Raw genomic sequence first — 20,830 nt, 5'->3', positions numbered from 1 at the left:
GGTGCTCATTCGGCAGCGCCGTTTTGCGGCGCATCACCAAAGCATCCACACCGGCGGCTAAACGATTAAATCTCGCCGTCCTGCACCACCACCTTCTGCCCGTTACGCTGTTCCACAATCATGGTTTGCGGTGTCGACAGCACGACGCCCTCTTTGCGCAGGCGAGTCAGGATATCGAACAGCAGATCGCTTTTTGCGCCGGAAACCTGACGCGGGCTGGCGACGTTGCCGGTGACAGCCAGTACGATACCTGCCGAAGTGAGATCTTTAAATGAGACCGATGGCTCTGGCATTTCCAGAATGCGCTCATTATCAATGTAAACATCAAGCAGCAGCTGACGAACCAGCACCGGATCGATGTCCAGCGGGAAAGTCAGCGTGATCGTTACCACGCCCTGCGCATTGCCCATCGTCGCGTTACGCACGTTCTGCGAGATAAACTGCGAGTTAGGGACGATTACCGTTGATTTGTCGCCCAGCTGAATTTCGGTGGCGCGCACGTTAATACGACGGATATCGCCCTCGATGCCGCTGATGCTCACCAAATCGCCGACCTTGACCGGACGTTCGGTTAGCAGGATCAAACCGGAAATAAAGTTCTTTACGATCTCCTGCAAGCCAAAACCGATACCTACCGACAGCGCACTGACGATCCACGCCAGCTTGTTCCATTGCAGCCCCATGATCGACAGGGCCAGCAGGAAGACCAGCACATAACCCACGTTGCTGAACAGCGTGATCAGCGAGACGCGCATACCGGTATCCATAGTGGTTTTTGGCAGGAAATCCTGATCCAGCCAGCGCTTCACCGACCGCAGCACATAGATGCCGACAATCAGACACAGCAGCGCGTTGAGCACGTGCGCCGGAACAATATTCAGCGACTCCAGCCCTTTTCCACCCCAGAACTCAATGGCTTTTTGTACCAGCTCAATCGGCGTAGCGCTGCCGAAAGTGCCGTTCAGTAACGCCATGGCTGCCGCCAGCACCAGTATCGTTTTACCGAGCGCCCCCAGCAGCACCGCTACCTGGCTGAGATGACGTTCGTCGATATTTAACGAGCGCTGAATGCCCTTGCCGCTGGCGTTGCTGGTGGAAAACAGGCTTTCGCAGCCGTCCGTCACCAGATGACTGAGGATGTAGAAAGAGCCAAAAACAATGCCCATCCAGATCAGCTCATAGCTCAGGAATCGGGCAAAGGTGACATAGCCAATCACCAGCGTAACCATAATGGCGACGCCAATCAGCGTGATCGCCATTTGGATCAGGCCCACCAGCGTCGATTTCGCTTCCGGCTGGGAACCCTCCAGCACCATACGCCGACGAACACGATTGGTACGGAAGCTAATAGAAAGCGCGGTTGCCCCAATCAGGAGTGCAGTAATACCGTTAGCTAACACCGTGGTGCCGACGCTGGTATTGGCGCTGCTGTTCAGGTTTTCCAGCGCCTGGAAAACAAAGACCAGTCCGGCCGTCAGCGGAGGAAAAGGTTTTAACGCCAGTGCCACTTCGTTGGAGATGGTTGGCAGGCGCCAGGAAGGCCGCCGGGTTGAGAGAAACGCCCGGCCAAGGCCGGCGATCAGGCCACACAAAATACTCAGACTGACCAGTTTATCGGCAAAATCCCGCACGTCGTCCGTCACCTCATCATGGCGGGTAAAGGCCAGATCGAGGAAGTTAAATGAGAGCACGATCGCCACCAGCGTGGTCATGGCAATGGCCGCCGCAAGGAAGCTACGACGCAGGCGCCCTTCTGGCAGAAGATGAATGCCTACCCACGCCAAAAACTCCTCGGAGTAGCGACGTCCAAAGGTTGCCACCAGGCCAGCCAGTACGATCCAGAAAGCCGTGCCAAAACGCCAGCCCGGCTGCCAGGAAAGCGCCGCGGTATCGGCCAGCTCGCCGATAAAGTCATGGACTTTGTTATTGTCATCGCTTTGGGTATTAAACAGCGGCGACCAGAAGCGCGGGCCAAAAATACTGCCGGCATTCAGCGCCAGCTGGGTTTTTAGCGCATCACGGCGCAGATTAACAATTTGCGAGGAGAGATTGATGGCGCTGCTTTTGATCGCCTCAGCCTGTTTGATCTGGTCATCCATTTTGCTTTTCTGGCTTTCCAGATTTTTACGCTTGCTGGTGACTTCTGCGGTCTCTTTCACGCCGCTTTCTGCTTTTGGCGCCGGGCCAAGAACCGCCAGCTGCGCCTGTAGCTGCGCACGCTGCGGCGTGATGCTCTGAACTAAGGTGTCGGCATCGCTGGAAAGCTCCAGCGCCAAATCGTTCAGCGCGTTCAGCTTGCTGTCGTTGGTTTCGCCGGAGACCTGCTGCTTAATTTTATCCAGCACTTTCTGCATTTTAGGCAGTTCAACAGCGGCATTGATTTTAGCCGGTGCCTCGCTGCTTTGCTCGCTGGTTTGATCGTCTGCTGCCTGCACCATGACCGGCGAAAAAACCAGCAGTGTCAGCAAACAGACGCGAATAAAGGTGAATAATGTAGACATGAAAATTTCCAGATATCAAACAAGGCCGGACCAGCCAGAGCAAGAAAAGCTTGCCTCAGTCTAAGCTTTTGTCTGGTCCGACACTAGAGGATTTCCTGACTATTCGACGGCTTCCGAGCGACCGTCGTTACTGACCACTTCTGCCGCTTTCTGCTTTTTATAGCTCAGTGCCGCAGCCGGAACCGGTGAAACTTTCCCCGTTTCCATCCAGGTGCGCAGACGGTTAGCATCAGCAAAATGGGTATATTTGCCAAAGGCGTCCATCACCACCAGCGCAACCGGACGCTGATTAATTACGGTACGCATCACCAGGCAGTGGCCCGCCTCGTTGGTAAAGCCGGTTTTGGTCAGCTGAATGCTCCAGTCCGGGCGGTAGACCAGATGGTTAGTGTTGCGGAACGGCAGCGTGTAATTTGGGCTGGTAAAACTGGCCATCTCTTCATGCGTCGTGCTCAGTTGTCCAATCAGCGGATAGCTTCGGGTTGCCATCAGTAGTTTGGTCAAATCACGTGCGGTAGAGACGTTCTGGATCGACAAGCCGGTTGGCTCGACATAATGCGTATGCGTCATGCCCAGGGCACGTGCTTTGGCATTCATCGCGCGGATAAACGCATCGTAGCCGCCAGGATAATGATGCGCCAGGCTGGCAGCCGCACGGTTTTCCGATGACATGAGTGCCAGCAGCATCATGTTTTTACGACTGATTTCGCTGTTCAGCCGGACGCGGGAAAAGACGCCGCGCATTTCAGGCGTGTGGCTGATGTCGACGTTAAGCATTTCGTCCATCGGCAGATGAGCATCCAGCGTCACCATTACCGTCATTAATTTAGTAATGGAAGCCATGGGTCTGACCAGGTCAGGATGACTGGCATAGATCACTTTGTTGTTATTGAGATCGACAACCATGGCACTGCCAGAAGCAATCTGTGGCGCTGCTGGGGCGACTTCCGCCAGACGTGGACTGGCGACGGCCTGATGCAGAAGAGCCTGACCAGAAAAAAGCAGAGCTAAACTCAGAAGAGACAAGCGGATTTTTGCAGGCATCGTTAAAAACTTAAGCGGGTAGTGATTCAGGTATGGCAATGCCACACGCCGCCACCGCAAACAGCAGGCCTCACGGGGGCTGGCAAGCGCATCATACGATGAAATTTAACTTTTCGCCTACAGGATATTCGTTTCCGGGCGTTACCAGAACGCCGCCGGGAACCCGGCGGCGAATGAAGCTAGAAAAGCCGATAGCCGTAGCCCCACAGCACAACAGTGAGTGCCATCAATACTTCCAAAACCAGGATGCCAATCGCCAGCGTGGAGCCAGAAAAACGCAGGCTCTCTTCACGATCGATATTGAGGAACATGGGAATACCGACATAGAGCAAATAACCGGTGTAAACCAGCGCCATTGTGCCGACGAACAGACACAGCCAAACCAGTGGATAGAGCGCAACCAGCCCGCTTAAAAATAGCGGTGTCGCAACATAGCCAGCAAAGACGGTACAACGCTGAAGGCTGGGACGCTGTGGATAGTCGCGCGCCATCCAGTAAATCACCCTGCCCATTACCGCAACGCCCGCCAGGATCAGGGCGTAAAACAGAATAGCCAGGCCAACGCCACTCACCATCGAAAGCTGAACGGTTCGCTGAGCGCCAAAATCCCAGCCAAGCTGCGTTGTGCCAATAAATGCACAGACCACAGGTATAAGCGCCATTAACAGAACATGGTGGGTATAGTGATGCGAGACGGTTTCGTTCTCTTGCTTGATATCACGCATCTCCCGGTCAGGATGCGCAAGAAGTCCCCAAACGTGGTTCATATCTTCTCTCCTCAGCCTTAGCGAGTCGCCCGGGTTGGCGACATGCTGAAGTATAAGTGATGATGAACTGTTTATTTTTTACCCAGCGCAGGTTTCCGGTAAGCGCTTCAGTTTGTTACGAAAAAAAATAGCGAAATTGCCCTCTTTTGACCCGCTTTAAGCCAGAGCGGTTAGACTTAGGGGTTTTAGCGCAACAACCGCAGGAGTTCACACATATGGATGTTAATCACCTCATCTCACAATACGGTTACCTGGCGCTGTTTTTTGGCTGCATTGCCGAAGGGGAAACGTTCACCTTGCTGGGTGGCGTCGCTGCACATGAAGGACTGTTGCATTATGGCTGGGTGGTCGTGGTAGCAATGCTGGGCGGGATTCTGGGCGATACCGCACTGTTTTTCCTTGGTCGCTACTATGGCGACACTATTCTTAAACGCTTTAAAAAGCATCAGACACAAATCGCCAAAGCCAACCGGCTGATCCGCAAGCGTCCGGTGCTGTTTGTGATTGGCGTCAGGTTTATGTATGGCCTGAGGATTGTCGGGCCAATTATCATTGGTGCCAGCCGGTTAAAACCGCACAAGTTTATGCTGCTAAACGTGATCGGTGCCGTCCTGTGGGCGCTGATTTTTGTCTCTTTAGGCTATGTCGGCGGACAGGTTATTGCGCCGTGGCTGCATGCACTGGATCGCCATCTCAAGCAGATTTTCTGGGTGGTGCTGATTCTGGTGCTGGTCTGGGGCGTGCGGATTTGGTTCAAGCGCCGCTCAGCACGGGAAAATAACTGAAAACAAGCTGTTCATTATTTTTCATCAAGCCGCACCCGCCTTGCACCTGATGGATAAAAGGCGGGTGGCAGCCTGAGTCCTGCTTTTACGACTGAATGAAATATTGCGGGTTTGCCAGCGTAAAACCGCCGTCAATCACAAAAGACTGCCCGGTGGTATAGCTTGACCATTCTGAGCAAAGCCAGCCTACCATGCTGGCAATTTCACGCGGATCGCCAGGCCGCCCTGCCGGGATTTCCGGGATGTTGACGTTGTTAGCGTCATCATCGCTCATGTCATTCATCGGCGTCGCGATAGCGCCTGGCGCCACAGAATTTACCAAAATTTTATGCGGGATCAGGCTGAGTGCCATCGCCTTCGTCAAACCTCCCAGTGCATGTTTCGCCGCAGTATAGGAAACCGAACCGGGCAGCGGCGTATGCTCATGCACCGAGGTAATATTAATAATTCTGCCGCCTTCTCCCCGATCGACCATATGCCGTGCGGCAATCTGCCCACAGATAAAAGCGCCATCGACGTCGACAGTAAAAACCTTACGCCAGTCTTCAAAGCGGGTTTCAAGAAAATCCCCTTTGAAGTTCGCACCGGCGTTATTCACCAGCACATCAATACGTCCTAATTTTTTAATTAATGCCTCAAGTGAACGACCGCCCTCTTCAGGATCGGCCAAATCGAGCCGCTCGATCTCCGCTTTCCGGCCCAGCGCACGAACCTGCTCCGCCGTATCCTGAGCGCCCTCTTCATCAGAACGCCAGGTAATGCCAATATCGAAGCCCTGTTCGGCCAGCATGATGGCGCTGGCTTTACCAATGCCGGAATCGGAAGCGGTGATAACGGCCACTTTATTCTCAGATGTACTCATGTCTCTCTCCTCGATGTCGGTGTCAGCCCGTTCAAAGTATAGAAGAGGATATTTCCGGGCCGTTTACACTTCCTTGCGCTTCCCTGACCCGGTTCGCTGATGCGGTAGCTATAGTTAACCGTAACAGCCCCGCACCATCAGATGAGGAAGGGAATGAGCGAGATAAAAAGAAAAATCGAAGACCATGGCGTCATTGGCGATCTGCGTACCTGTGCGCTGATTGCCAATGATGGGGCTATTGACTATTTTTGCTGGCCGAATCTCGACAGTCCGTCGGTCTTTACCGCCTTGCTTGATGGCGATGAAGCGGGTCTGTTTAGCATTGCGCCGGACTGGCCTGAGGCGCGACGCCTGCAATTATATCTGCCTGATACCAATATCCTGCAAACGCGCTGGCTGGATCGCCAGGGCGTGGCGGAGATCACGGACTATATGCCGCTCTGCCAGCGGGAAGATACTCAACCACGCATTATCCGGCGGGTAAAAGTGGTGCAGGGAGAAGCCACCTTTCATCTGCGCTGCGCACCGGTTCATGACTATGCACGCGCCACTACTGTTGCCAGCCTGCAAGAGAATAAAGTGCTGTTCAGTGCGGAAGGAGAGCCGACGCTGTGCTTAACGGGCAAGGCTGATTTCATCGTGGGAGAAAATGCCGCCACGGCCACCTTCACCCTGAAAACGGGTGAACACCGTGAATTTGTTCTGGGCAGCGTGGAAGATGAAAACGTCACCGAAGAGCATACCGAAATCTGTTTTCAGGAAACATTGCAATACTGGCGGCACTGGTCTGCAAAGAGCACCTATCACGGTCGCTGGCAGGAGATGGTCAATCGTTCCGCGCTGACCCTCAAGCTTCTGACCTCCTGGAAGCATGGGTCAATTGCCGCCGCCGCAACGTTTGGTCTGCCGGAAGAGTTGGGCGGCGAACGGAACTGGGACTATCGCGCCTCCTGGCTACGTGATGCGTCGTTCAGCATGTACGCGCTCATGCGGCTGGGCTATGTGGAAGAAGCGCACAGCTTCACCCAGTGGGTAGGTCGCTGCGTTGAAAACAGCCATAACGATGTGGAAAAATTACAGGTCATGTATCGGCTGGACAGCGGCACCGAACTGCATGAAAGCGAATTACTGAATCTGTCCGGCTATGCCAATTCCACGCCGGTGCGTATCGGTAACGATGCCTGGAACCAGTCGCAGCTGGATATCTACGGCGAGTTAATGGATGCGGTTTATCTGGCGAATAAATATGGCGAAGCGATTTCACATCGTGGCTGGGCGCACGTCAGTAAAATGATCGACCACGTTGGCGAGTGCTGGAATCAGCCCGATGCCGGTATTTGGGAAATGCGCGGCGAACCGCAGCATTTTCTGCATTCCCGGCTGATGTGCTGGGTGGCCATGGACAGGGCGATTCGGTTGGGCGAAAAACGTTCGCTCTCCTTCCCTTACGATCGTTGGTGCCGCGTCAGGGACGAAATCCGTGAGGATATCTGGAACAATTTCTGGAATGAAGAACAGGGGCATTTTGTTGCGACAAAAAACGGCAGTTTTGTGGATGCCTCCATGCTGCTGATGCCGCTGGTGCGGTTTGTCGGCGCGACCGATCCCGACTGGCTGTCGACGCTGGATACCATTAAAGAGAAACTGGTTAACGACGGGCTGGTGCGGCGCTACAACATTGAAGAAACGCCTGCTGACGGCTTGCAGGGCAACGAAGGGGCTTTCACAGCCTGTTCGTTCTGGTACGTCGAATGTCTGGCTCGCGCGGGGCGGGTTTACGAGGCGCATTTCGAATTTGAAAAGCTGTTGAACTACGCCAATCCGCTGGGATTGTATGCGGAAGAGTTCGATCATCAGGGCTTTGCGCTCGGCAACACCCCGCAGGCGCTTAGCCATCTGGCGTTAATCAGTGCGGCTTTTTTCCTCAATCGCAAGCTCAACGGCGACGATCCTTTATGGCAACCCTGAGGCCAAACTGGACGTTATCATCGCGCAGGCTAAAATTCTGCGTAAAGTTAGCTCAGATGTAACAAAAGCGGGTTTCTTCCTGAGCGATTATGCCCATATAATGTGCAGCCGGTCACACCCGACCTGTACAGGCTTCTTTATCCACAGTTTACATGGCGCTATACCTGAAAGAATATGAAAAAGAGCATTCGCGCGTTAGCTACTTTAGCCCTGGCCATTACGGCTTACAGCCATTCTGCTTTTGCAGTGGTCTACTCGCTACCGGCGGCTAACAGCCGTGTGGTGGGTGAGAATATTGAAATTACCGTACCGCAGGACAGTAAACTGCCGCTGGAAGCGTTTGCTGCACAGTATCAGATGGGCCTGAGCAATATGCTGGAAGCCAATCCGGGCGTTGACGTTTATCTGCCAAAAGCGGGTTCAAAACTGATTGTTCCACAGCAATTGATTCTGCCGGACGCGCCGCGTGAAGGCATTGTGATTAACAGCGCCGAAATGCGTCTTTATTATTATCCAAAAGGCACCAAAACCGTGGTCGTGCTGCCGGTGGGCGTGGGCGAGCTGGGTAAAGATACGCCGATCAACTGGACCACTACCGTTCAGAGCAAGAAAGATGGCCCAACCTGGACGCCAACCAAGAAAATGCATGAAGATTCCGTCGCCAGCGGTTCGCCGTTGCCGAAAATCTTCCCGGCTGGCCCGGATAACCCGATGGGCCTTTATGCGCTTTATATCGGCCGTCTGTATGCCATTCACGGCACCAACGCCAACTTCGGCATCGGCCTGCGTGTCAGCCATGGCTGCGTTCGCTTACGTGCCGACGACATCAAATGGCTGTTCGACAATGTGCCTGTTGGCACGCGCGTACAGTTTATCGATCAGCCGGTGAAGGCTTCTGTTGAACCCGATGGTTCCCGCATGGTGGAAGTCCACAACCCGCTGTCGCAAACGGAAGAGCAGTTCAACTCACGTGAACCGGTGCCGTTGACCCTGACTCCCGCAGTCAACAAAGTGACCGCAGATGCCAGCGTTGATGCTGCCGCGATGGAAAACGCGTTGAAAGCACGTACCGGGATGCCAACCAAGGTCAATGGCGCCGCTAACGGTTCCAGCGCACCGATTCCTGTTCAGGAAAACGACGGTGCAGTGCCAAAAGAAGAGCCCTTGACGCCGGTCACGCCGCAGGGCGCTAACATCCTGAATCCTGATGCGCCAGCGGCCAGTGCGCCAGCTACGGATACGCCGACGGTAGACGGTCAGGCTCCGGCGGATGCGCCAACAGCAAATGGTCAGACGCCAGATGCGGATGCGGGCCAGAAGCCTCAGGCACCGACCGCCAGCGACAGCACTTTCGTCGCGCCTGTCCAGCCAGGGCCGGTTTATGACAAAAAAGCCGCTGCGCCAGCAAAAGCGGCCACGGTAACGACTCAGTCGTAACTATCAGAACGGGTCAGCACCTTGCTGGCCCGTTTCCTTATCCTCCCGTCATGACAACGCTTACCATTTAACCCCCAGGCCGGTAGTAAAATTACGCTCGTTTAACGTATCCCGCGTTCCGCTGACCAGGCTGTGACCATAAGAGACGTTGAGCGAAGACCAGCTGGTTAACTGATAGCGCAGCCCGACTTCTGCGTCCATGGTAAAAATGCCGGCTTCGTCCAGCGAATGGCCGACATCACCGTGGCTAAATAGCGTGACGGTTCTGCCCTTCAGATAGCGCTGATAATCCCAACGCACCGAAGCGCCAAAATGGTTATCTGAGCTGCCATCACTGTAACCATAGCTGAATGCGCCGCCCAGCAGCGCCAGCGAAAACGAGCCCAGCTCGTTATCCCAAAACTGATAGCCCGGACCGGTGCCCATCAGCGACTGTTCCGACAAATCTTCTACCCAGTCACGCTTGTAGCTGGCTCGTCCCTGCCAGAAAAACTGTTCGCGAAATTTATAATCCAGCGCGTAACGCAAACTGTAGTTTTCGGTATTCATGGTGTCGTCTTCTTTTTCGCGGGTATAAGTGCCGCCAAAATCGTTACGCCATTTACCAATATTGATTTTGTTATTGTAAGAAAAATGGGAATCCTGGGTATGGGTCGAGGCCTTTTTCAGGCTGATGCCCGCATCAATATTGCCGGTCCAGGTCAGCGCATCCGTTTTGGGCTTAGGCTTCATAAACTCTTCAAATTTGCCAACCTGCACCCTTTGCTCATCTGCGCCGCGTCGCACCACGATATAGCCCGGATCCGCGGCTTCCAGCTGCGCTTTAAATACCTGTTTCCCGTTGCCATTTCGCACATCGATAGCTTTTTCGCTGGAGAGCGTACTGACCGCTATCCAGTTAAGAGAAAGCGTGCCGCCATAGCGGGTATCCATCACCAGCTTTCCATCACTGAGTGAGCGTACTGTCCCGCTGATTCGATCGCCATTTTTCATCCATACCGTATCTGCTTCAGCAAGGGTCGGGGTGAGTATCAGACAAAGAGAGAGACTTGCCAGCGTGCGGGGTGATGGCAGGGGAGCAGAGATAATAATGGGAACATTCCTCGGATAGCGATGCGATGTTTCCTATACCTTAGTCGAAAACAAGCAGGGGATTCAGGGGAAACTGTCTGATAAATAAGGCGATTAACCACAATAACCTTTAGGCGATTTCGCACAGCGTCATCTTTCTGTCATCTGGCAGGCGTAGACCCTCACAGATAGCGCGTGTGCTTTGCTGAAAACAAGCCATGCTAATTCACGAAGCAAAGAGGTTTTATGAGCCACAACAGTGCGATTCGTCAGAGGTCTGCCATCAGCAACCATCCAGGGATTTACCGTAAAAACAGCCGTGGTTCTGTTTTAGCGTTTTTTTTACTGCTCGCGCTGGGCATTGCTTTTGCTGGCGTGAACTTATTTAACGACGTCAGCGATGCAGGCGGCGCCTCGACCAGCTACGTCCCCTATTTGTTGCTGGGCCTGGCGCTGTTAATCGCGCTGGGCTTTGAATTCGTTAACGGCTTTCACGATACGGCAAACGCCGTAGCAACCGTGATTTACACCCATTCGCTCAGCCCCGGCGTTGCGGTCGTCTGGTCCGGTTTCTTTAATTTTTTGGGCGTGCTGCTTTCCAGCGGCGCCGTTGCCTTTGGCATTATTTCGCTGCTGCCGGTTGAACTGATTTTACAGGCGGGTACCGGTACCGGATTCGCCATGATCTACGCCCTGCTGTTTTCGGCGATTATCTGGAATCTGGGGACCTGGTGGTTGGGCCTGCCCGCCTCCTCTTCCCATACGCTGATTGGATCGATTATCGGCGTGGGCGTGGCCAATGCGCTCATTCACGGCCGTAGCGGCACCAGCGGCGTGGATTGGGATCAGGCGCTGAAAGTCGGCTATGCCCTGCTGTTTTCGCCTGTAATCGGCTTTGCCTGTGCCGCGGCGCTGTTGCTGTTGATGAAAAAAGTGATTAAAGATCGCCAGCTCTATGACGCGCCAGAGGGGAATAAAGCGCCCCCAGGATGGATCCGCGGCCTGCTCATCCTGACCTGTACCGGCGTCTCTTTTGCCCACGGCTCGAACGACGGCCAGAAAGGCATGGGGCTGATTATGCTGATTCTGGTAGGCACCATGCCGATGGCTTATGCGTTGAACCGCTCGATTCCTGCCGAACAAAGTCCACGCGTGGCCGCGCTTGCCAGCGTAACGCAGCAGGAACTTCTGCGCCAGTCGCCCGGTATCGAACCCCCCGCTTCACCCGCCAGTGTGTTAACGGCTTACGTCCGTACCGGCACGCTGGTTCCTGAAGTGCTTCCGGCGCTGGCACAGTTAACCGGTGGGATTGGTGAGCAGATCCGTCAGTACGGCACCGTTGATAATATCCCGGCACAGTCAGTTTCCAACACTCGCAACGCGATGTATCTGGCATCCGAAACCATTAAGCATCTGCAAAGCAACTCGCAGCTGAATTTGCCTGTACAGACGAAACAGGATCTTCAGGCGTTAAAAAGCGAGCTGGATAACGCCACGCGCTATATTCCCTGGTGGGTAAAAGTGGTGGTCGCCATCGCGCTCGGGCTGGGCACCATGGTCGGCTGGCGACGCATCGTCGTTACGGTCGGCGAAAAGATTGGTAAAACGCATCTTAGCTACGCGCAGGGTGCCAGCGCAGAGCTGGTTGCCATGGCAACGATTGGTGCGGCGGATGCCTTTGGCCTGCCGGTTTCCACCACCCATGTGCTCTCTTCCGGCGTGGCGGGTACCATGGCGGCAAACCGCTCTGGACTGCAAATGACCACGTTGCGCAATCTGGCGATGGCCTGGGTGCTAACCCTACCCGCCTCAATTCTCCTATCCGCCACGCTTTACTGGGTGTTTACTCGCTTTTGAAGGGGAATGATGGAGCGGGTCCTCTTGATAGCCTGAAAGGAACAACGTACAATTAATAGTCAATGCGTTGCATTCGCTTTTCAAAAGCCAATAGTCTCCTTTCTGCCGGGATATGACACATTGAGTAGTTGTCTGCAAAGCGAACAGAGAAGGAAACAAATATGAAACTTAAAGCTAATTCAGTTCCGATGCGGACTTTTACCAGAGGTAACGGTGTAGCGGCCACGGCACCGTCACGCGCGTCTTTTCACAAGGCGCGCTCTTCGCAAAGAAGGGTAGCTGTAAATCTTAATCCGCAAATTATTTATGTGAACGCAACAGCTCCTGAGCTGCAGCATTCCGTCAAAATCTCTGAGGAATACAGATCTGTACATGGCACGGATGGAGATTTAGTATTTGAAGAGGCCTGAAAAGCTTTGTACTCCTGCCTTTGCAGTTTATCAAACAAAGACGCTAAGCGGCAAACGCAAGCAGAATGATTTGATTAATCAAGCTTGTGCTGATTTAAAAGCTGCCGCCATCGCTGGCTACCTTATTGAATTCCATTCCTGGCCGGAGCAGGAAGCATTCAAGTTATCAGATACTGTTAGTGGCTTCGGTAAAATTGCGCCTTTCAGAAAACCGGCGGCCGCCCTGTCGGAACCTCTTTTGCATATTCATGTCCTGCCAGTAAATTTCGTTTTAAGTAAACATCAGCACCACGCAACTTCCGATGCCTGCATCGTCTATACCGACTTTATTGTGCACAATAAACGTATCATCTTGATGATAGATTATGGCTCAAGCCACAACGGTAATATGCCCGAAGACATTGTTCAGAAATATATTAATGACTTTCATATTTTAAGACCCCGGTTAATTGAAGATGTTAAGCGCAAACTGGAAAAGCAGAAGCAATAAAGCCGCTAAATGCGGCTTTATTATTTTTCCTTTTTCGTCCGGATGAATCCCCGACCGACGTCAACCAGCCGGCGCCTGCACGCCAGCTACCCTCTTCAATCGCCAGGTAATGGCCACTGCAAACAGCACGACAACGGCAGCGGCGAGGTAGATAGAGTCCACGCCCCAATGCCCAATTAGCAGACCGGCGACCGGCCCGGTTATTCCTAAACCGAAATCCAGGAATGCCGAGTAGAGCCCTAATGCCGACCCCTGGTTTTGCGGTGCAACCTGTTTAATGGCTTCCACGCCCAGCGCCGGGAAAATCAGCGAGAAGCCAGAGCCGGTCAGGAAAGCGCCAATATCAACGACAAGCGAAGAGGAACCTTGCCAGATCAGCAGCAGGCCAGCGCATTCAATTGCAAACGAGACCAGCGACACGCGAATACCGCCGAAACGGCTGATGAAGTTACTGAATATCAGCCGCATCATCACAAAGCCCAGGCTGAACAGCGTGAGCGAGAAGGCCGCGCCGTTCCAGCCACGACTGGAAAAGAGCAGCGTGATAAAGGTCGCGATCGTCCCAAATCCAATGGTGCCTAAACCCAGACACAGGCCATACAGCCAGATCCGTGAGAAGACTTGAGTAAAGGGAATCCGCTGCCCAACAGTAACCACCACGGTTAGCCGCTGGGTTGCCATCCAGAAGCCGACTATCGCCATCAACATAATCAGCACGGCAAACCCGGGAATACCAAAAGCGCCATTCAGCATCACGCCCAGCGGCGCGCCGATAGCCATGGCCAGATAAGTCGCGACGCCGTTCCAGGAGATCACCCGGGCGCTCTGCGTCGTACCAACAATATTAATGCCCCAGAGAATGGATCCTGTCGCCGTCAGGCTTTCCCCCAGCCCTAACACCACACGACCAACGGCCAGCAGGATCAGGCTTACCAGTGAACTCCCATTAACAGTGACCGCCAGCACGCTGAACAGGCCGCTGGCACCACACAACACCAACCCCAGCAGCACCACCTTCTTTGGCCCCAGCAGATCGGCATAGCGTCCCGCCTGCGGGCGGCTGATCAGGGTGGCAAAGTATTGCAGGCTGATAATCAGACCGGCGATAAAAGAGCTGTAGCCCAGTTGGTTATGCACGTAGCCAGGCAGTACCGCCAGCGGCAAACCAATCGACAGGTAACAGAAAAAGGTGAAAATCACCACTGAGATAATGCGCTTGTTAAGCTGCGCACTGGTTAATGCAGGATTCGCCGTCATGTCAGAGCCGGAATAAAGTTTGTGATATATGTCACATCATACCCTTAGCAGGCTAAGAGATCCTGCGCTGCGCAGGAATTAATGTTACAAAATTGTAACGACAGGCGCTAAACGTCCTGCGCCTGTGCCGTACGCATGCTGTAGCTGTCAATAAAGCGCGCGATCTCGCCTGAGGTTTTCAGCGCGCGAATATGGCTGAACAATTCGGTTGCCTCACGATATTCCTTGCGCAGATAGCCCAGCCACTGTTTGATCCTGGCGACGTGGTATAAACCAGTATCCCCTTGTTTTTCCAGCTGAACGTACTTGTGCAGTAGCGTCACCACCTGCGGCCAGGGCATGCGCGGCTCATGATATTTAATCACGCGGCTGAGATTCGGCACATTTAGCGCGCCACGGCCAATCATTACCGAGTCACAGCCGGTAACCTGCATGCACGCCTGAGCGCTTTCCCAGTCCCAGATCTCGCCGTTGGCAATGACAGGGATCGTCAGCCGCTGGCGGATTTCGCCAATCGCTTCCCAGTTAATGCGTTCGGCTTTATACCCGTCTTCTTTAGTACGACCATGAACCACCAGTTCGCTCGCCCCCGCCTGCTGCACGGCATCGGCAATTTCAAACTGCTTTGCGTCAGATTCCCATCCCAGCCGCACTTTCACCGTCACCGGTAAATGATCGGGCACCGCTTCGCGCATGGCTTTTGCGCCACGGTAAATCAGTTCGGGATCTTTTAGTAAGGTTGCGCCGCCGCCGCTGCCGTTAACGGTTTTGGAGGGGCAACCGCAGTTCAGATCGACGCCCCAGGAACCCAGCTCAACTGCGCGGGCTGCGTTTTCGGCCAGCCATTCGGGATACTGCCCTAACAGCTGAATACGAACCAGCGTACCAGAAGGCGTGCGGCTGGCATGAAGGAGTTCAGGGCACAGGCGATAGAAAGATTTGGCCGGCAAAAGCTGATCGACAACACGCAGAAATTCGGTGATGCAGAGATCGTAGTCATTGACTTCGGTGAGCAGTTCGCGCACCAGTGAGTCCAGCACGCCCTCCATCGGGGCAAGTAAAACGCGCATGTCAAAAACCGTTGGTAGCGTGAGGAAAGGGGATCGGGCGATCCCCCTTAGAAACTGTTACTGTCAGGCCGGATTAGAACGGCGCTGACGGGTCTTGTTGCGTGGCGCACCGTTGCTGCTGCCTTCGGTACGCGCCGCGCCGGCACCTGCGCCCTGACGGCGCTGGCCATTGCTCTGGCTACGTTCGCCCGCAGACTGGCTGCGCTCGCCGTTACCATTGCCACGGCTTTGGCTGCGTTCACCGCCACCGTTACCACGCGCGCCCTGCCCGCGTTCACCACCGCGACCACGGCCTGCGCCGCCGCCAGCACCGCCACCACGCTGCTGACGACCATTCTGGATCGGCTCAGCTTTGATGGAAGGGTCCGGCTCATAGCCTTCAATAGCGATACGTGGGATCTCACGCTTCAGCACGCGCTCAATGTCACGCAGCAGTTTGTGTTCGTCCACGCAGACCAGTGACAACGCTTCGCCCGTTGCTGCTGCACGACCGGTACGACCAATACGGTGTACATAGTCTTCCGGCACGTTTGGCAGCTCGTAGTTCACCACGTGCGGCAGTTCGGAGATGTCGATACCACGCGCAGCAATGTCGGTCGCGACCAGCACACGAATATTACCGTCTTTAAAATCGCTCAGCGCGCGAGTACGAGCGCCCTGACTTTTATTGCCGTGGATGGCGGCAGACGTAATGCCGTCCTTGTTCAGCTGCTCGGCAAGATGGTTAGCGCCATGCTTGGTGCGGGTGAACACCAGAACCTGCTGCCAGTTATCACGGCCAATCAGGAACGAAAGCAGTTCCCGCTTGCGTTTCTTATCAACGAAATGCACGTGCTGGGTGATCTGCTCGGAAGCAGTGTTGCGACGCGCCACTTCAACCTGCTCAGGATTGTGCAGCAGCTTTTCTGCCAGACCTTTGATCTCATCAGAGAAGGTCGCGGAGAACAGCAGGTTCTGACGTTTTGCAGGAAGTTTAGACAGCACGCGGCGGATGTCATGGATAAAGCCCATATCCAGCATGCGGTCCGCTTCATCCAGCACCAAAATTTCTACTTTAGAAAGATCCAGCGCGTTCTGATGCTCCAGATCGAGCAGACGACCCGGTGTGGCAACCAGCACATCGACGCCGCCACGCAGTTTCATCATTTGCGGGTTGATGCTGACGCCACCAAATACCACCAGCGAACGCAGGTCGAGGTATTTGCTGTAGTCATGAACGTTTTCCCCCACCTGAGCTGCCAGCTCACGGGTGGGGGTTAAGATCAGCGCACGAACCGGGCGACGACCTTTTGGATGCGGGTTAGCGCTGCTTAACAGCTGCAACAATGGCAGGGTAAAGCCGGCCGTTTTGCCCGTACCGGTTTGCGCGCTGGCCATCAGGTCACGACCTGACAGCACGACCGGAATAGCCTGGCGCTGAATTGGCGTCGGCTCGTTATAACCCTGTTCGGTGACTGCACGCAAAATATCGGCATTAAGGCCGAGAGAATCAAATGACATAAAGTTGACTGACTCCGTCCGCCCTGACCGCGACAAGCGGTGTAGTTTCCAGGGGGACAAAATGACGCCAGGCTTCGCCTGACGTTGAAAGGGAGCACAAACCACGGTGCGTAAGGTGCGGATTATAACAGATGTTATGACAATGCTGAGAAATATTCTCGCGCTGGAATAAAACAGGCCACCCGAAGGTGGCCTGTATCGCTTTAGCGATGACGCTGGCGAGCGCGGACGGGCTCTTTAGCCAGCAAGGAGACCACGGCGGGTCCGGTCAGCATCAGAACGCCCACGCATCCTAATAGCAGGTTGTTATGGATAACGCGTGAGAGCAGGTACAGCACCAGCATAGCGGCTCCGAAATAGTACGTGGTAGTCACGTCTTCCAGAAAGTCGCCAACGCGGCGCAAGCGAGGCAGGCGCTGAGTCATCAGCATTACGGTGAACACGCTGGCATACATCGCCAGTAAAACCGTGCTGACCTGTAGCAGCGCCCGATGCTGCCATCCCCACACCAGTGCGGCAATCAGCAACAGGTGCAGCGCGATATGTACACAGGTTTGTCCGGTGACAATCTGGATACGGTTAGACCATTTCATTTTTATCTCCTGGCAGACCTAACGGAGGTCGCCCAGTGTTGTTACCACAGTAAGTGATAACGGATTTCCTCAGACTAACGTAGTTTTCACAAATTGCAGTAAACATCTCCGCTTCAAGGCACTCTTTTGTGACTGAGACTACACTTTGTTTTTTGCAGTCGAAAAGGAGAGCGCGCACAGTATGTCACAAAAATCACAAGGATTTTCAATAAAAGTCCTGACGATCAATACGCATATGGGTTTTAACGCTTTTAACAAACGCTTTATTTTGCCGGAACTGCGCGACGCGGTAAGAGCTACAACTGCTGATATTGTGTTTTTACAGGAAGTCATGGGCTCTCACGCCCTGCATTCCCTAAAGGTGGAAAACTGGCCGGCAAAACCGCATTACGAGTTTCTTGCCGATACCATGTGGAATGATTTTGCTTATGGCCGCAATGCAGTCTATCCCGAAGGACATCATGGGAATGCGCTGCTTTCCCGCTTTCCTATTGTTGAATATGAGAACCGCGACGTTTCTGTGGAAGGCACAGAAAAACGGGGTCTTCTATACTGTAAGATAACGATCCCCGATAAAGAGATAACGTTACACACGGTCTGCGTGCACCTGGGACTGCGTGATGCACATCGCACCGCGCAATTACATATGCTCTGCGAGCTACTCAATACTCTGCCGCCGGATGCACCGGTAGTGGTGGCGGGCGATTTTAATGACTGGCAGCAGAAAGCGAATAAGATTTTATTCCAGGGAGCCGCGATGGAAGAGGTTTTTAGCCGGAAATCCGGCCGTCCCGCACGTACATTCCCTGCCCGCTTTCCGCTGTTACGACTGGACCGTATATACGTGCGTAATGCAGGGATTAGTCACCCTCAAACGATACCGCTGCGACCCTGGTCGCACCTGTCCGATCACGCGCCTCTGGCTGTGGAGATTCACCTATGAAAACGGAATGGCGTGATGGCAACCGTCTGCGTTTGCTGGCCAATGGCGAGCAATATTTTCCGCGCGTTTTTGGCGCCATACAGCGGGCAACCGAAAGTGTGATGCTCGAAACGTTTATCCTTTTTGAAGACGATGTGGGTAAAGAATTGCAAAAAGTGATTCTTGAAGCGGCCAATCGGGGTGTTAAGGTTGAAATGCTGCTTGATGGCTACGGATCAAATAACCTTTCAGGTGAATTTATCCGCAGCCTGACCGCTGCCGGCGTGCGCTTTGTCTTTTACGATCCACGTCCGCTGGTGTTAGGCGTACGAACAAATGTCTTCCGCCGTATGCATCGCAAAATTGTGGTTTGTGATGGCGAAATTGCTTTTGTCGGAGGGATTAATTTCTCCGCTGAACATAATTCCAGCTATGGCCCGGAAGCCAAGCAGGACTATGCCGTCGAGGTCAAAGGCCCCGTGGTGCAGGATATTACGCTCTACGTGCAGCAGGCGATCAACAGCAAAGGATTGAACCGACGCTGGTGGAATAATCACCGAAGCCGCGTGGCGCGCAATCATGCGCCGGGCGATGCGCAAATCCTGTTTGTCTGGCGGGATAACGATCAGCATACGGATGATATTGAACAAAATTATCTGGATATGCTGCGGGAAGCGAAAGAAGAAGTGATCATTGCCAACGCCTATTTTTTCCCGGGCTATCGTGTACTGCGAGAGATGCGTTCCGCGGCCCAACGTGGCGTGTCGGTAAAACTGATTGTTCAGGGTAAACCTGATATGCCAATTGTTAAAGTGGGCGCCGAGCTGCTTTATAATTATCTGGTGGATGGTGGCGTGGAGATTTACGAATACATTCGTCGCCCTCTTCACGCCAAAATTGCCGTACAGGATAATTTCTGGTCGACGGTTGGCTCCAGCAATTTGGATCCCCTGAGCCTGTCACTGAATCTTGAGGCCAACCTGATGATCCACGATCACACCTTTAATAAGGTGATTCGTGGCGAGCTGATCCGCCTGATGTCGCAGGATTGCGAACGCGTTGATGAAAGCAGGCTCCCGAAACAGAACTGGTGGCAGTTCGGTAAAAGCGTGGTGGTCTTCCACTTCCTGCGTCACTTCCCTGCTATCGCCGGCTGGCTGCCTGCCCACACGCCAAAACTGGCGCAGGTTCCGCCCCCGGTACAGCCCGAAATAGAAACGCAGGATCGCGTCGAGTCAGATTCCGAAAAAGAGAGGGCTAATCCCTGATGTCTGATAAACATCCGCGCTGGAAATGGGTGAAAAAAATATTCACCTGGCTGTTTTTTATTGCGGTGATTGTGTTGCTGGTGATCTACGCCCGCAAGGTTAACTGGCATGACGTCGTTGAGGTCATTGCCAATTACAATCGTACGGCAATCGGTGTTTCGATCGCGCTGGTGGTGGTGAGCTATCTTACCTATGGCGTTTATGATCTGATTGGTCAGGCCTACTGTGGCCATAAGCTGCAAAAGCGCCAGGTGATGCTGGTTTCTTTTATCTGCTACGCCTTTAACCTGACGCTCAGTACCTGGGTCGGCGGCGTAGCAATGCGCTACCGGCTCTATTCACGGCTAGGTCTTAGCGGGAGTACCATCACGCGGATTTTTTCGCTGAGCATTGCAACCAACTGGCTGGGATATGTCCTGGTCGCAGGTGTGGTCTTCAGTAGCGGGATGGTGCCGGTGCCCTCTGGCTGGTTTATTGGCGAAGGCACGCTACGAACGATTGGTGCTGGATTACTGATTTTTGTCGCGGTCTATCTTGCGCTTTGCGCCTTTTCAAAACGCCGCCGCTGGGTGGTTAAAGGCCACAAGCTGGCGCTGCCGTCGTTTCGCATGGCGATCCTGCAATTTGCCGTTTCCAGCGCCAACTGGCTGGTGATGGGCGCGATTATCTGGCTGCTGTTGGGCGAAAAAGTGGATTACCCACAGGTTCTGGGCGTGTTGCTGATCAGCAGTATTGCCGGCGTCATTATTCATATTCCTGCCGGGATCGGCGTGCTGGAAGCCGTGTTCCTTGCCCTGCTGGGTGGCGAGCATCTGGCTCACGGTAGCATTATTGCCGCCCTGCTCGCCTATCGGGTTATTTACTTTATTGCTCCTCTGCTGCTGGCGCTGGTGCTCTACCTGTGGCTGGAAAGTCAGGCAAAAGCGCTGCGGCATAAAAATCAGCAGGATATGCAGAATCAAAGCTGAGCGTGTAACAGATAAATAAAAGGGGCGAATTTTCGCCCCTTTTCAGACGGCAGACAGACT

The 20,830-nt window shown here is 53.9% G+C and carries 18 protein-coding genes; 9 read left to right on the top strand and 9 right to left on the bottom strand.

The features are described from left to right. Positions 1-65: 65 nt before the first annotated feature. From AAGQ96_RS06605 to AAGQ96_RS06595, 3 genes are all read right to left on the bottom strand, one after another. Positions 66-2,501 carry a DUF3772 domain-containing protein gene (locus tag AAGQ96_RS06605; protein WP_147196442.1) on the bottom strand — a complete coding sequence of 812 codons (2,436 nt, stop codon included), beginning with the start codon at positions 2,499-2,501 and terminating at the stop codon, positions 66-68. Positions 2,502-2,600: 99 nt separating this feature from the next. Further along, positions 2,601-3,545 (bottom strand): D-alanyl-D-alanine endopeptidase, encoded by a 945-nt coding sequence (gene pbpG, locus AAGQ96_RS06600; RefSeq protein ID WP_147200554.1) that lies wholly within the window; start codon positions 3,543-3,545, stop codon positions 2,601-2,603. A gap of 179 nt (positions 3,546-3,724) precedes the next feature. Next, entirely contained in the window at positions 3,725-4,312 is a 588-nt protein-coding gene (locus AAGQ96_RS06595; RefSeq protein WP_147196440.1) for a Yip1 family protein, read from the bottom strand. Positions 4,313-4,527: 215 nt separating this feature from the next. On the opposite strand from AAGQ96_RS06595, the gene AAGQ96_RS06590 reads away from it, so the two are divergent. Next, positions 4,528-5,097, top strand: coding sequence for a DedA family protein (locus AAGQ96_RS06590; RefSeq protein ID WP_342755103.1), 570 nt, complete (start codon positions 4,528-4,530; stop codon positions 5,095-5,097). A gap of 85 nt (positions 5,098-5,182) precedes the next feature. On the opposite strand, the gene AAGQ96_RS06585 is transcribed toward AAGQ96_RS06590, so the two are convergent. Beyond that, entirely contained in the window at positions 5,183-5,959 is a 777-nt protein-coding gene (locus AAGQ96_RS06585; protein WP_147196436.1) for an SDR family oxidoreductase, read from the bottom strand. A 153-nt stretch (positions 5,960-6,112) separates the two neighbouring features. Between AAGQ96_RS06585 and AAGQ96_RS06580 the strand changes: the two genes are divergently transcribed. Both AAGQ96_RS06580 and AAGQ96_RS06575 read left to right on the top strand, forming a co-directional pair. Beyond that, a complete protein-coding gene (locus AAGQ96_RS06580; protein ID WP_147196434.1) occupies positions 6,113-7,927 on the top strand; it encodes a glycoside hydrolase family 15 protein in 1,815 nt (604 codons plus the stop codon). Between the two features lie 174 nt (positions 7,928-8,101). Further along, positions 8,102-9,364: a L,D-transpeptidase family protein gene (locus AAGQ96_RS06575; protein ID WP_342755102.1), complete on the top strand. Its 1,263-nt coding sequence runs from the start codon at positions 8,102-8,104 to the stop codon at positions 9,362-9,364. A 60-nt stretch (positions 9,365-9,424) separates the two neighbouring features. On the opposite strand, the gene AAGQ96_RS06570 is transcribed toward AAGQ96_RS06575, so the two are convergent. Beyond that, positions 9,425-10,357, bottom strand: coding sequence for a DUF481 domain-containing protein (locus AAGQ96_RS06570; RefSeq protein WP_342755101.1), 933 nt, complete (start codon positions 10,355-10,357; stop codon positions 9,425-9,427). A gap of 324 nt (positions 10,358-10,681) precedes the next feature. Between AAGQ96_RS06570 and AAGQ96_RS06565 the strand changes: the two genes are divergently transcribed. The 3 genes from AAGQ96_RS06565 (at position 10,682) to AAGQ96_RS06555 (ending at position 13,192) form a co-directional block, all read left to right on the top strand. Beyond that, entirely contained in the window at positions 10,682-12,292 is a 1,611-nt protein-coding gene (locus AAGQ96_RS06565) for an inorganic phosphate transporter (protein WP_147196429.1), read from the top strand. 161 nt (positions 12,293-12,453) lie between these two features. Next, positions 12,454-12,702, top strand: coding sequence for a hypothetical protein (locus tag AAGQ96_RS06560; RefSeq protein WP_147196427.1), 249 nt, complete (start codon positions 12,454-12,456; stop codon positions 12,700-12,702). Further along, the gene (locus tag AAGQ96_RS06555; RefSeq protein ID WP_147196425.1) at positions 12,689-13,192 is read left to right on the top strand and encodes a type II toxin-antitoxin system YafO family toxin; all 504 of its coding nucleotides are present in this window, start codon (positions 12,689-12,691) and stop codon (positions 13,190-13,192) included. The genes AAGQ96_RS06560 and AAGQ96_RS06555 overlap by 14 nt, the downstream gene beginning before the upstream one ends. A 60-nt stretch (positions 13,193-13,252) precedes the next feature. Here the strand turns inward: AAGQ96_RS06555 and AAGQ96_RS06550 are convergent, their stop codons facing one another. From AAGQ96_RS06550 to AAGQ96_RS06535, 4 genes are all read right to left on the bottom strand, one after another. Beyond that, positions 13,253-14,449, bottom strand: coding sequence for an MFS transporter (locus tag AAGQ96_RS06550; RefSeq protein WP_342755100.1), 1,197 nt, complete (start codon positions 14,447-14,449; stop codon positions 13,253-13,255). A 107-nt stretch (positions 14,450-14,556) separates the two neighbouring features. Beyond that, positions 14,557-15,519 carry a tRNA dihydrouridine(16) synthase DusC gene (gene dusC / locus AAGQ96_RS06545; RefSeq protein ID WP_342755099.1) on the bottom strand — a complete coding sequence of 321 codons (963 nt, stop codon included), beginning with the start codon at positions 15,517-15,519 and terminating at the stop codon, positions 14,557-14,559. A 63-nt stretch (positions 15,520-15,582) separates the two neighbouring features. Continuing rightward, positions 15,583-17,019, bottom strand: a complete 1,437-nt coding sequence (gene rhlE, locus AAGQ96_RS06540; RefSeq protein ID WP_147196419.1) for an ATP-dependent RNA helicase RhlE — start codon at positions 17,017-17,019, stop codon at positions 15,583-15,585. A gap of 203 nt (positions 17,020-17,222) precedes the next feature. Further along, a complete protein-coding gene (locus tag AAGQ96_RS06535) occupies positions 17,223-17,612 on the bottom strand; it encodes a YbhQ family protein (RefSeq protein ID WP_147196417.1) in 390 nt (129 codons plus the stop codon). Positions 17,613-17,793: 181 nt separating this feature from the next. On the opposite strand from AAGQ96_RS06535, the gene AAGQ96_RS06530 reads away from it, so the two are divergent. Genes AAGQ96_RS06530 through AAGQ96_RS06520 form a run of 3 tightly spaced genes read left to right on the top strand, consistent with a single transcriptional unit; the run spans position 17,794 to position 20,770 of the window. After that, positions 17,794-18,555 carry an endonuclease/exonuclease/phosphatase family protein gene (locus tag AAGQ96_RS06530; RefSeq protein WP_147196415.1) on the top strand — a complete coding sequence of 254 codons (762 nt, stop codon included), beginning with the start codon at positions 17,794-17,796 and terminating at the stop codon, positions 18,553-18,555. Then, positions 18,552-19,802, top strand: a complete 1,251-nt coding sequence (gene clsB / locus AAGQ96_RS06525) for a cardiolipin synthase ClsB (RefSeq protein ID WP_147196413.1) — start codon at positions 18,552-18,554, stop codon at positions 19,800-19,802. Before AAGQ96_RS06530 ends, clsB begins: the two co-directional genes overlap by 4 nt. Then, the gene (locus tag AAGQ96_RS06520) at positions 19,802-20,770 is read left to right on the top strand and encodes a lysylphosphatidylglycerol synthase domain-containing protein (RefSeq protein ID WP_147196411.1); all 969 of its coding nucleotides are present in this window, start codon (positions 19,802-19,804) and stop codon (positions 20,768-20,770) included. Before clsB ends, AAGQ96_RS06520 begins: the two co-directional genes overlap by 1 nt. The last annotated feature ends 60 nt before the right edge of the window (positions 20,771-20,830 follow it).

Origin of the sequence: Pantoea sp. MBD-2R, assembly GCF_039134845.1 — a bacterium.
Lineage (GTDB): Bacteria > Pseudomonadota > Gammaproteobacteria > Enterobacterales > Enterobacteriaceae > Erwinia.
Note: the sequence above shows the minus strand (reverse complement) of the source record. Positions and strands in the feature narration are given on the sequence as shown.

Coding starts and splice junctions, on each gene's coding strand:
- AAGQ96_RS06605 (WP_147196442.1), bottom strand. CDS start 2,501: ATGTCTACATTATTCACCTTTATTCGCGTCTGTTTGCTGACACTGCTG.
- pbpG (WP_147200554.1), bottom strand. CDS start 3,545: ATGCCTGCAAAAATCCGCTTGTCTCTTCTGAGTTTAGCTCTGCTTTTT.
- AAGQ96_RS06595 (WP_147196440.1), bottom strand. CDS start 4,312: ATGAACCACGTTTGGGGACTTCTTGCGCATCCTGACCGGGAGATGCGT.
- AAGQ96_RS06590 (WP_342755103.1), top strand. CDS start 4,528: ATGGATGTTAATCACCTCATCTCACAATACGGTTACCTGGCGCTGTTT.
- AAGQ96_RS06585 (WP_147196436.1), bottom strand. CDS start 5,959: ATGAGTACATCTGAGAATAAAGTGGCCGTTATCACCGCTTCCGATTCC.
- AAGQ96_RS06580 (WP_147196434.1), top strand. CDS start 6,113: ATGAGCGAGATAAAAAGAAAAATCGAAGACCATGGCGTCATTGGCGAT.
- AAGQ96_RS06575 (WP_342755102.1), top strand. CDS start 8,102: ATGAAAAAGAGCATTCGCGCGTTAGCTACTTTAGCCCTGGCCATTACG.
- AAGQ96_RS06570 (WP_342755101.1), bottom strand. CDS start 10,357: ATGAAAAATGGCGATCGAATCAGCGGGACAGTACGCTCACTCAGTGAT.
- AAGQ96_RS06565 (WP_147196429.1), top strand. CDS start 10,682: ATGAGCCACAACAGTGCGATTCGTCAGAGGTCTGCCATCAGCAACCAT.
- AAGQ96_RS06560 (WP_147196427.1), top strand. CDS start 12,454: ATGAAACTTAAAGCTAATTCAGTTCCGATGCGGACTTTTACCAGAGGT.
- AAGQ96_RS06550 (WP_342755100.1), bottom strand. CDS start 14,449: ATGACGGCGAATCCTGCATTAACCAGTGCGCAGCTTAACAAGCGCATT.
- dusC (WP_342755099.1), bottom strand. CDS start 15,519: ATGCGCGTTTTACTTGCCCCGATGGAGGGCGTGCTGGACTCACTGGTG.
- rhlE (WP_147196419.1), bottom strand. CDS start 17,019: ATGTCATTTGATTCTCTCGGCCTTAATGCCGATATTTTGCGTGCAGTC.
- AAGQ96_RS06535 (WP_147196417.1), bottom strand. CDS start 17,612: ATGAAATGGTCTAACCGTATCCAGATTGTCACCGGACAAACCTGTGTA.
- AAGQ96_RS06530 (WP_147196415.1), top strand. CDS start 17,794: ATGTCACAAAAATCACAAGGATTTTCAATAAAAGTCCTGACGATCAAT.
- clsB (WP_147196413.1), top strand. CDS start 18,552: ATGAAAACGGAATGGCGTGATGGCAACCGTCTGCGTTTGCTGGCCAAT.
- AAGQ96_RS06520 (WP_147196411.1), top strand. CDS start 19,802: ATGTCTGATAAACATCCGCGCTGGAAATGGGTGAAAAAAATATTCACC.